This is a genomic window from Lacibacter luteus (assembly GCF_004118265.1).
Lineage (GTDB): Bacteria > Bacteroidota > Bacteroidia > Chitinophagales > Chitinophagaceae > Lacibacter > Lacibacter luteus.
On the sequence record NZ_SDHW01000001.1, the window covers coordinates 160,795 to 173,047 of the forward strand.

6 protein-coding genes are annotated in these 12,253 nt (G+C 39.5%); all 6 read right to left on the reverse strand.

The window, feature by feature from the left end; genetic code table 11:
* Nucleotides 1–64 precede the first annotated feature (64 nt).
* The 6 genes from ESA94_RS00705 to ESA94_RS00730 all read right to left on the reverse strand — a co-directional run bounded on the left by ESA94_RS00705 (nt 65) and on the right by ESA94_RS00730 (nt 11,714).
* Nucleotides 65–1,093, reverse strand: coding sequence for a DUF5627 domain-containing protein (locus tag ESA94_RS00705; RefSeq protein ID WP_129128943.1), 1,029 nt, complete (start codon nt 1,091–1,093; stop codon nt 65–67).
* Between the two features lie 31 nt (nt 1,094–1,124).
* On the reverse strand, nt 1,125–2,882 hold the full coding sequence (locus ESA94_RS00710; RefSeq protein WP_129128944.1) for a RagB/SusD family nutrient uptake outer membrane protein: 1,758 nt from the start codon (nt 2,880–2,882) through the stop codon (nt 1,125–1,127).
* A gap of 29 nt (nt 2,883–2,911) precedes the next feature.
* Nucleotides 2,912–5,881 carry a SusC/RagA family TonB-linked outer membrane protein gene (locus tag ESA94_RS00715; protein WP_164972582.1) on the reverse strand — a complete coding sequence of 990 codons (2,970 nt, stop codon included), beginning with the start codon at nt 5,879–5,881 and terminating at the stop codon, nt 2,912–2,914.
* A gap of 110 nt (nt 5,882–5,991) precedes the next feature.
* The gene (locus tag ESA94_RS00720; RefSeq protein WP_129128946.1) at nt 5,992–7,821 is read right to left on the reverse strand and encodes a RagB/SusD family nutrient uptake outer membrane protein; all 1,830 of its coding nucleotides are present in this window, start codon (nt 7,819–7,821) and stop codon (nt 5,992–5,994) included.
* A gap of 17 nt (nt 7,822–7,838) precedes the next feature.
* Nucleotides 7,839–10,850, reverse strand: coding sequence for a SusC/RagA family TonB-linked outer membrane protein (locus tag ESA94_RS00725; protein WP_205755884.1), 3,012 nt, complete (start codon nt 10,848–10,850; stop codon nt 7,839–7,841).
* Nucleotides 10,851–11,138: 288 nt separating this feature from the next.
* The gene (locus ESA94_RS00730) at nt 11,139–11,714 is read right to left on the reverse strand and encodes an RNA polymerase sigma-70 factor (RefSeq protein WP_129128948.1); all 576 of its coding nucleotides are present in this window, start codon (nt 11,712–11,714) and stop codon (nt 11,139–11,141) included.
* Nucleotides 11,715–12,253: the final 539 nt, after the last annotated feature.

Consider the following 12,253-nt stretch of genomic DNA (forward strand, 5'->3'; position numbering starts at 1 on the left):
CCTGTTGTTTTATGAACATGCTGATGTCTGTTCATAAAACAACCACTGTGATTAACGTTTGCGCTTAATAAACTACCGGATTGAAAGTTTCGAATTTTACGCCTCTGTCTCTTAATACAAGTGTATCAGTAAAACTGTGTGTTGTTGTGCCAAAGTTTACCTGGTATTTCAAATGCAATACATCACGTTTTTGATTTCCCCACATATCACCTTTCTTTACAAAAGCTCCATTCCCACTCACTGTATAACTTGCAGACGCAGGCCCTGCAACTGAACAGTTACCGGCATTGTCGAAGTTTAATACCAATTGAAATGCTGCATTGATATTACCCTTGTTCTTTGCATTTAAGGAAATACTATCCTGTGTCATCGACTTGGTGAACAGGTTACATACTTCATCCTTTTCTACAAACTGGTTACGGTAAACTACAGTTGTATCTAACGCTGTATTGCCATTATTACCTTTCACTTCTGCAACACCTCTGCGTAAGTAAACACCATGAAAAGGATTGATGTATTTTATTGCATACAACACGTAATCCTTTGGTGCAATACCCCAATCTGCAGCAAGGCGTGGATCGGGAGATGTTTTTGTTGTTGAGCCCCTGAGAATAGAATCTGCATTAACAACAGAAGTAATCCTCATCGGAATAACAAAGGTATTTTTGATGGCTCGGGGATCAGCAAAAAAAGCATCAGTGAGCTGCACTTCAATACCGCCCATCACCTTTCCTGAAGGAATAACAATCTTCATGTCCTGTGGAAGTGTATAGTAGTTAGCAGGCATTGCAATCACATCAGTTCCGGTTGCCGACCCAAATCGTAAGCGTTGTGTGAGTGTATTATCCACTGCTACAGTAAGCGTAACATCTTTCTTGTTTTCATATACACCGCCCATTGTTGCCATAATTAAACACTTGCGCTGGTTATCCAGTGTGTTATCAATGATATCTTCTCCCAACACAAGCGTTCTTACGGGCGATTGATACGGAAAATAAACCGTTGAATATTTGTAATCAGGAAACTCCCATTTTTTATTACAGGCAGTAATGATTGAGAGTAAAATAACAGATATTAAAAAAACTCGTTTCATATTTCTAGCATTAATAGTTATAGTTCAAATATTACCAGCCTTTGTTTTGTAAAAGATTTGCTTTGAGTGCTTCGGTTAATGGTATTGGGCCATAGTACATGTTATCTGTGTACTGTCTGTTCTCCACATTTTGTATGGTGAATACATTGTTGTTGATGACAACACCTTTTGCAGGTTCAGCAAGATTCTCTTTCCAGCGGCGCATATCCCAAAAACGGAATCCTTCAAAACATAACTCAAGTCTGCGCTCGTTACGGATTAACTTACGCATATCTTCTTTTGTTGTAACAGATGTCAGGTAATTATCTGGCTGTGCTATGCCTGCTCTTTTCCTGATTGCCAGGATAATGCTCCTTGCAGAATAGCCATGTGTAGTTGCAACATCGGGCCCCCATGCTTCGTTTGCGGCTTCTGCACAAATAAGAAACAGTTCGGTATAACGGACATGCACCGGATAATGCTTTTGCGTTGAACTTGCTGTAGGATTTGCATTCACATCTTCTCTTAACAGTTTACGCATATAATAACCGGTACGTGTAGATGTAGGCAGTAAGTTTACAGCATCGTTGGTAGGAGCATCTGTTTTTGTGAAAATTGTTTTGTTAGAAATCGTTCCTCCGTTTACAACAATATAGTTTCTTAAGCGGGGATCACGATTGGCATAAGGATTTGTTGCTACATAACCACTTGCCGGATCAGTAATAGGATATCCATTTGCCATTGGAAATGCATCAACAAGATTCTGTGTTGGATTTATTCTCCCGTTACCAAAAAGTGTTGGTGGAAAATTATTGATCTCCAGTGTGTTTGTATTAACAATATTTCCTCTCCATAACATTTCCTTTTGCTCAATAGGCGCACCTGAAGAAGGGCTGATATTGATTGCGTTTACATTTGCTGCTGTATAAAATAACGCACCCTGCGGATCTAAACCATTAATGCCACCGCCCAGGTTTATTACTTCACTGGCATCGTTTGCTGCTTTCTCCCATTTCGCTGCTGTTGATTGTGGATTAAAAGCAGGACTTGCCGCCAGCAAAGCTGTACGTGCTTTAACTGCTTTTAAAATACGACCCGACATGCGCTGCCTGTTAAATGTTCCGAATACACGGTTGTAATCTGCAACAGCCATTGTGCTGTATTTTGCAGGAAGCTGACCGGCAGCAATATTTGTATAATCAAGCGGTAAATATTTTTCAGCTTCGGTTAAATCGGTATAGATCTGCTGCACACATTGATCGAATGTGTTACGTGGTTTTGTAAAATCCGAATCGGGCGTTAATACTTCTGTAATAATGGGCACACCCAACAACTCTCCATTTGCACTGTAACCTGCATGTGCCTGTAACAGATGATACATGAACAAAGCACGCAAGCCATACACTTCGCCTTTTAAACGATCGGTAAAAAGTATACGTACATCTTTATTCATTGGTGACCAGTTTACACTGTCAACCTCTTTCAAAAAAAGATTTAAATACAAAATAGCAGAGTACGAGTTGTTCCACTGATCAACAGGATTGTTTGCTGCCGACCATGATCCTGTAGCCATATTCAGTAACGGATTAAACTTATCGTTTGTAACCGCATCGTCTGTTGCTACTTCGTTGAATGTGTAACCATTTGTGGGGAGCCTGGTGTACGCATTCATTAATATACCTTCTGCATATGCAGGATCGGAATAGATATCGCTTAATGTTCTGTGGTTGTCATCAAGTGGTGCAAGTATTTTTTTACAACCACTCAATGCAAGCACTGTTATAAAAAGTATCAGTAATTTGTTAACCATAATGTTCAATTTTCGGTGTGGATCTTACATTAAAATTGTGCTCTGATTCCTGCGTTGTAACTTCTGAACTGTGGTGTACTTGCAACAGATAATTCCAGGATCTTACGGTTTTGTGCAAATGTGTACAGGTTAGAGCCTGAAACATAAACCAGTAATCCTTTCACAAAAGAGTGGCGAAGCATGGTGTTCGAAAAGTTATACGTAAGCTGTACTTTGCTCAGGTTAAACCGGTCTGTTTTGTAAACCCAAAAATCAGAACTGCGGAAATTGTTATTGTTTTGTTGGGAGCTTAAGCGTGGATACGTAGCAGTAGTTTTTGTTGCTTCTGTCCATCTGTTGCGTACAACATCAGAATATTTCAGATCGCCGCTTACCCAGTAATAGTTGTTATTGGTAAGTCCATAACCATCGTTGTTTCCGGTACCTAATACAAACAGGTTAAAGTTTTTGTATGCTACTGAAAAATTAATTCCATAAGTAAACGGAGCGATGTACCTGCCGATCATCACTTCATCACGACTGTCGATTACATTATCTCCATTCTGATCAACATACTTCAGATCGCCGGGCTTTACTTCACTGAACAATTGACGAGGGCTGTTATTGATATCAGCCTGATCCATAAAGAAACCTGCATTTTGCAAACCGAAAATTGCATCAAGTGGTTTGCCGTTTCTGTTCTGGTAACTATCCAAAAACAGTTCATCACGTTTTGTTACAGTAGATTTTGTGTACACAAGGTTTGTTCCCAAACTAAGTTGCACATCACCCAACTGCTTATTTACATTCAGCATCAGATCAAATCCTGAGCGTTTATAGGCATTGTAATTGGTGTAAGGAATAAATGAACTGAAGTAGTTAGGATATTGCGAAAAACGCTGTGTCAGCAATCCATCCATTTCTGTAATAAAGAAAGTTGATTGCATTGTAAGCAGATTATTAAAGAAAGCAGCTTCAACACTTGCATTCACTTCTTTTCTTCTTGGGAAACCAAGGTTTGGACTTGCGCCATATGCTGCAGCAGTTGCCTGGTTCTGTGCCTGCACACCGTCGTTCCAGGTAAAAAATGAACCACGCTGATAAATATTCTCGTAGAGATAATAACCACTGATATCAAGATCAGTATTTAAAATACCGCCTGAAGCAGATAATTTTAAATGATTAATGGCTTTAGCTCTTGCTAAAAATTTTTCTGAACTTAATAACCATCCAAGACTAAAGGTTGGTGAAAATGCTGCTCTGTTTCCTTCCGGTAATTTTGTAGAGTTCACATATGCAGCACTGAAATCAACCCAGTACTTGTGTTTATAATTATAGCCAAGTTGCAACGCAATATGCGAATTCGTGATGGGCTGGTAAACATCATTCACAGAAACAGATGAAGTAAACCCAAGCAGTTTGGCTGAAATGTTATGATTGGCCGCAACTGTTTTATCGTAACCGAACCAGGAAGAAAAACCAATGTTCTGTCTTTGAGTTGTGTTGTTGATATTCTGTATACCCGGGCGTGCATCTTCTCCAAACTTCTGCAATCTTGTTAACGTATCTGCAGTAGCACTCCATGTTGGCGCATAAACAGCATAGGTATTGTTGATCGATTGCAGATAAGAGTTAGCGTAATCTAAATTAAACAGTGTATGAAACGATAACCCTTTGATGACAGAGTTGAGGCTTGCATTAATTTCGTTTGTTACCTGGAATACTCGTCTGATGTTCATGTCGTAACCCGCAACATACAAGTCTGCAATTGGGTTGGTAAGAAACTGTTGCGCACCACCCAGCAGGTATTTGCCATCAATTAAATTACGGTTTGCAGCAACCAATGCCAACGATGTTTTATCGTTTGGAGAAATCAAATCGATCGGGATCAGCGGAGTAAATCTGTTTGGTAATAATGTTGCGGCATTACTCCAATAGTTACCACGTGCCCTGCGGCTTTCGCTGAAAATTGCCGATACATATACCGAACTGGATATGTGCTCGTTCAGCTTCAAATCAACATTACCACGAACGTTTAAACGGTTATCGTTTTCGTTTTTACCTTCTCCGATATTTAATAAGGTAGAACTGTTCGACCATCCGATATTAGAATAGAATCTTGCATTCCTGTTACCACCGGAAAATTCTGCATTGGCATCAGTTGCATTTTGATGCTTTTTCAAATATTGTGATGAATAGTAATCTACACTTGGATAACGATATGGATTACCGCTTGCATGATTCTGAATGGTGGTTGCATCATAAAGATTGGTAAGGCCATCATTATTTCTTGCCTCGTTATACAAAGTCATATACTCAGATGAGTTGAGATAATTGGGCAATTCACTTGGCAAAGCAACACCAGAGTTAACCCGTATACCGATTTTACGACCGTTCACTTCGCCTTTCTTTGTTGTAATGAAAATAACACCTTTTGCTGCCTGACTTCCGTAAAGTGCAACTGCATTGATACCTTTAAGAACAGAGATCTGTTGTACTTCGTTAAAGCTGATATCTGTAAACTCACGACGTATCCCATCGATAATTACAATTGCATTTTCCAAACCCCAGATATTGTTACTCCAAAGCATACCTGCTACCCTGCCATTCATACCACCGGTAACCGACAGGTTAAAATCCTGGTCGATATATGTTTCAGGATTCAACGTACTGATAGCGCCGGCTACATCTTTTTTATTTATTTTAGTAAAGGGCAGGTATACTTCATTATACATTGCATCGTTGCCTGCAAGAATAATGTTTTCAAAACCCGCAGTTGCTTTTACTGTTTGTGTTCTGAAACCTTTTGCTGTAATAACCACGTCTGAATTAATCGGAACATTAATCAGGAATTTTCCGGCTTTATCAGAATAAGCAACAGTCTTGCCCTGGTTACCAGAAATAATGGCTCCTTCAACCGGGTTTCCTTTTTCATCGTACACTACAGATGAAATATTGATTTGTGTTACGTCCTGCGCTTTTATTCCTGTTGAAAAAAGACAGATAACTGCACAGAGCATCCAACATATTTTAAAATACTTCATTAACTAAATTTTAAACTTGAATTTTACGATAACACGGCACGTTACAGGTTTTAAATCCTGTTCGTAAGCGTTCGTTTACTTAGTGATTACCATCCGGGATTTTGACCAAACGATGGATAAAGATTTACCTGGTTGGTAGGCAGAGGAAGCCAGTTGTGTTTCTTTTCAAACACTCTTGTTACAACTACCCGCTCTCTAAGGTTAAGCGGCTTTCCATTACCACCCCTGTCAAAATCGATCACCGTTTTTTCTGTATATTTTTTCTCACCTGCCACACCCCAACGGCGCAGATCGTGCCATCTTAAACCTTCAAACGCCAATTCAACTGCTCTCTCTCTCATCAATTCACTCATCAAACTTTCTTTCGATCCAAGAAAACGGACATCTATATCCGGCACACCTGCTCTTGTTCTTATTTTATTAATAGCACTTAATGCAGTAATACTGCCAGGTACGCTGCTTTGTGCGGTACCATAACCCTGTAATACTGCTTCAGCATACATTAAATAAACATCGCCTAAACGCAGGTATGGAATAACAATATTGATATTGTTCCATTCATTGTCTGTGTTGTTACAGCCATCGGTTACAAACTTGCGAACCAGGTATCCGCTGCGGCTTGCTGTATTCTCCAAACGCAGATTGCCACCGGTATGAAGATTAGCAAAACGATAAGCTGCATTAGCAGTACCACGGATGAGCCGTACACCATCATAGGTAATTGCTTTGTAGAAACGTGGATCACGGCCGGTCCATGGATCAGCTATATCATAACCTGAACCAACTGCATCGAGCGGAAGACCGTTCGCCATACCGAAATAGTTTACATAATTGGCTGCAGGAGATGAAATACCAGCCTCGCCTCCTAATGGTGGAGGAATAAACATGTTCACTAACGACCAACGTGATTTCCAACCAACAAATGTGGGAGGACCAAAAATTACTTCGGGATAACCGGGATGTTTTGAGTAAGAAGATATGGTGTACCAGTTTTCACTGTATTTATCCCACGTTAATAATTTATGATACGATTCTCCCGCTTCAGACATTTTAATTACACGGGCAAAAGCATCTGCTGCCTGCTTACATAATTCTTCATCGTATCCATCTTTTCCGGTTGACTCCTTGTTCATCATTGGGCTTGCAGCATAAAGCAAATCCTTTCCTTTAAATCCAAGCGCCATCGATTTTGTTACACGCTGCTGATTATTGCCTAATGTTGTTTGACCAACAGGTGAATTATCCCAATTGCTTGGCAGTAAAGCTGCAGCTTCTTCAAAATCTTTTGCAGCTTTTAATGCCGTTTCTCTATAACTCAAACGTGGCAACTCCAGTCTTTCCGAACTTGAAAGCACTGTATCGATGTAGGGTAATCCGCCCCAGTAACTCATTAACTGAAAATGAAAGAAACCACGGAAGAACAACAATTGCCCTCTTAATACATCTTTTTCTTCCTGTGTTGCAGTTGTTAATTTATCAAGATTTGCCAAGCCAAGATTTGCTTTGCGTATGCCATACCATGATAAAGGCCAAAGACCTTTGTCGTGACATTCGTTGGGATTTGTTGATGCAGTTCTGTCATCGAGCCAGCTATTATCCCAACCACCGCCACCGGTTTGCCAGGCTCTGTAGTTGCCGTTATCAAATTCTGCATTCAACCTGTAGTTTGCGTTGGTAGTGGACAAAATATCATCGCCCATATTCCATTCACTGTTCCAGGTAGATTTCGACATATCGGGCAAACATGCATACAGCTCTTCTGTAAAACCCTGAAAGCTGCGAAAACTGGTAAATACATCTTTTTCTGAAATGTTTGCATCCAGAGGTCTGTCTAAATATTTTTTACACGAAACCAAACTCAATACAATCAGCAATACAGTTGCTGCTAAGTTTAACTTTCTAAAATGCTTTGTCATAAATAATTCTTTTGCAGTTATAAGCTTAGGTTAAGTCCGAAATTGATACGGCGAACAGTTGGGTATGCACCCTGTCCGGAGAAGTTGCTGGAACCAACATTTGCTTCACGATCGTCGGGCATTTTACTCCAGAAAAGAAGATTGTTACCGTTGATGTACAAACGCATTGATTGCATCCCTGTTCTTTTCAACCATGATGGATTTAATGTGTAAGAGATCTCTGCAGTTTTCAAACGAACATAAGATCCGTCGTAATTGAAGAAGTCGCCGTAACTGTAAAGTCTCGATTTCCAGCGTGGAAGCGGAGAAACTGCATCTGTATTATCTTTTGTCCAGTAATCGCCTTGCTTGAATACAGAGTTCAATGCAGCAGCGAAGTTTGTTTGTGTTAAATTCCTTGTTATATTATTTACAGCATAGAACTGAACAAAAATGGAGAAACGCTTATAATCGAAACCAATGCTGGCTGTGTATGTATTCTGTGGCCTTTCAGGATAAGCATATGGTACATTATCAAAGTTGTTGATGACACCATCACCATTAAAATCAATTAAATTAAAATTACCGGGGAGTTTATTATTGTCGTTTTGATCAACAATGCTGCTGCCATAAACTTCGTCCCATGTGTTGTAATAACCGGCACGTAATTGCGATCTGTATTGACCGATCTGATAGCCTGCCTGTTTCAGATAATCGTCTAATAATTTCGGATCATCTCGATCAATGATTTCATCTTTAGCATGCGTCATAGCAATGTTAGCCCACAAACGGATATCACGTTGTTTATTGAAAGTTTTATTGAACTTCAATTCAAGTTCATACCCCTGTACAATGGTTTGACCAAGATTTGCTGTTGGAGGTGTGCCACCGAAATATGCAGGTACTGCACGTTGGCTACCGCTGATTAGTACATCTGTACGGTGATCTCTGTAAAATTCGAGACTACCTTCAAGCAAACCTCTGAACAAAGTAAAATCCATACCGAGGTTTGCCTTAGCCACAGTTTCCCAATGAATATCAGGATTACCAATTGTATTTTCTCTGAACCATACATACGGACTGTTTGCATTGTTATCGCCCATACGTGCCTGTCCACCATAAGACCATTGTGTTAAATACAGATAGTTGCCGCCAACTGCATCGTTACCTACCAAACCATAAGAAGCACGCAGTTTCAGTGTAGATAACCATGAAATATTTTTCATGTACTTTTCATTTGTCAATGTCCAGCCAACAGCTGCAGATGGGAAAAAGTCGAATCTGTAATCGGGGCCAAAACGTTGCGATCCGTTATAAGCACCATTTACTTCTGCAAAATATCTGTTTCCATAATTGTATGTAGTTCTGAATACCCAATCTTCTCTGAATTCGGGGAAAGAGCTACCCACTGCATTTTCATTACGCATGAACAAACCCATAGAAGTAATGTTATGCTTACCAACTTTTATTGCATGGTTCAGCTGCAGCTGATAAACACGTCTTCTTCTTGTTTGTCCGTTCTGGAAAGCATCAGCTCTAACAGACCATTGTGGTAAAATATAATCAAACTGGTTAGGTCCTGCAGTGTTGCGGTATTGTACTCTTCCGTCTGGCGCAATCCATTTAACAATTGCACTACCATCATCAAACTGGCCACCTTGTGCAACGAATGTATTATCTAATGAATACGAACCTTTGAACGATAAGTTTTTGAGTAGTGCACTTAAATCCTGTGTAAGGATAAAGTCCGTAGTCATTTGTGTTGTTTTGGTATTTCGTACACCGTTGTTTGAAAGGATGTGTGATGGGTTATTGGTTGATACAGGATCAAGCGGATAATAACCAAAAGAACCGTCGCTGTAAACAGGGTAGAAAAGATCGGGAGCAAGACCATAAATACCCTGGTACCATGAATATTCAAAACCACTCCATGTATCCTGGCGCTTACCATAAAGAGCAGATACGTTTGAAGATAAAGTTGTAGTGCGGGTTAATTTAAAATCAAGATTTGCACGAATATTCAACCTGTCGTAAAAAAAGCCCGGCTTATACCCTTTACCATTGTTGGGTATTTTCATAATGTCGCCTTCATGTAAAAAGTCAACAGAAGTAAAATATTTTACAAAGTTCGAGCCGCCTGATATATTGATGTTGGCATTCTGAGCCATTGCCATTTTCTTTAACGACTCAGCCTGCCAATCTATATTTGGATATTGTTGTGCTTCCTGTGCATTTGCAGGGTTGCGGTATTTGTCGATGATCGCCTGTGGTGTGTAATCCTGCCACGATGCAGGGCTAACGCCAAGCTCACGTTCAATGGCCATGTTTCTGATGGTTAACGCATCATACGCATCATACTTTTCTGGTAAACGTGAAGGTATTTTAATAGTAGAGTTAACAGTAACATTAATATTGGCTTTACCTTCTACACCTCTTTTAGTTGTAATAAGTACAACACCATTTGCACCTTTTACACCAAATACTGCAGTGGCAGATGCGTCTTTTAAAATAGAAACACTTTCAACAGAACCAATATCAACGCCGTTAATAGAACGTTCAATACCATCTACTAAAATGAGCGGACCTGCACTGTTCCAGGTTCCCTGTCCACGTATATAAATGAGCGGATCTTCTGCACCGGGCATACCGGTACCTTGTATAGTTATTACACCGGGAACATTGCCGGTTAAAGCTGCACCAATATTTGATACACCACCTGCACGTTGAAGAACTTTACCGGTTGTTTGGCTGATGGCACCCACTACACTTTCTTTCTTTTGTTTGCCGTAACCAACAATCACCACATCTTCTAATAATGTGCGGGCAATACCAAGCCTCACTTCAATTACAGTTTGGTCGGTAATGCTTACTTCCATTTCATCCATTCCAACATAACTGATCACAAGCATTTTATTTTTTGCCGGAAGAGTTATTTTGAAATGACCTGTTGAGTCGGATGAAGATGCAATTTCGGTACCCTTCACCTTAATTGTTGCGCCACCAAGAGGTATACCTGATGAATCTTTAACGGTACCGGAAATTGTTCTCAAACTTCCTTGTGCCGACGCATGTAAATCTGTTAATAAAATACAGCAGAGAGCAATCGTTAGCCTAAGCAGCCAGTTTTTAGCCACGCATTTCATACTTGATTTTTTAAATTGTAGAAAGTCTTGATTTCGTTTTATGTTTTTAAAACATGCTATACCAAATGCTGAGAAATCGTGTTCAGGAAGTATCCATATCTTAAAGCAATCATTTTTATGTTAAGCAATTCTTTATTGGCCCTTTATAAAGACAATCAGAACCTGATTATGTACCAAAGCGCTTCAATCTTTTGTTTAATTTGAAACCGCCTGTGCAAACGGTTCCTGTACAACAACGAAGAGTGCCTTTCCTATTTTTTTAGTAGCGATCGACATTTGATTACGAACTGTAAAAACAGAAATATTCAATTCCGAAGCCACCTCTTTGTACTTCAATCCTTCTTCTTTTACCAGTTGAAAGACCGCTTTGCATTGTGCCGGAAGCCTATGAACTACCTGTTCGATGCTGATAAATGTTTCCTTTGCGATCAACATTTCTTCCGGGCTGTTGAGCTCTATAATTGTTTCAGCAGGTACTTCATTTAACACCCTTACCGGGCTCTTCGATTGTTTTGCGATGTAGTTGAGCGATAGATTTCTGGTTGTAGTATACAGGTAGGCTTTCAGATTATCTATGCCATGTAACTGGCTGCGCTTTTGCCAGATTTTAATAAATGCATCAGAAACGATTTCTTCTGCACCTTCACGAGACTTGGTAATTGAAAAGGAAAAATGTTGAAGCCTATCCGACAAAAGCAGATACAGTTGCCTGTATGCCCGAATGTCGTTGTGCAGCGCAATTTGTAGTTGTAAATCTTTTAATACTTCCATATGGCAATCAGCAGTAATGACCCTTAATCACATGCAGTGACCCGCATAGAAATACTATGCAATGTGCAAAGCAGTTAATCAAGGTTGGTTATGTTTTACTAAACAATCGTGTTAAAACAAGTCAGGTTGCAGTCAATTCAAGGAAAGTCAAATGTTGAGTTGTCTCTCTTTTTTTAAACCTCCTATACCCTTCTTGTGATGTAAAAATTTCAGAAAGCAAACCGAACGCAAACCTTTGAAGCTTTAAAAAATCATTACCTGTCAAAACTAATTTCTGCGTTCCGGCAGGGCTGGCTCATTTGTTGAAACTTATAGAAGAAATGTTTTGTTTCAATTAATGCAACCGATTAGATTGATTGAAAATCAATAAGTTAATTTTTTGACTACTTTTGAAAATGCATTTTTATTTGCAAACAAGTTTTACATTAGCATTTGTTCTTTGCTTTTCGGGTTGAATTAAAAAATGCGTTTCGACAGAAAACTATATCACAAGTTTTGGTAAAGATTCCTGTTGAAACTTGTTGCCTTCTGTTTTAAAA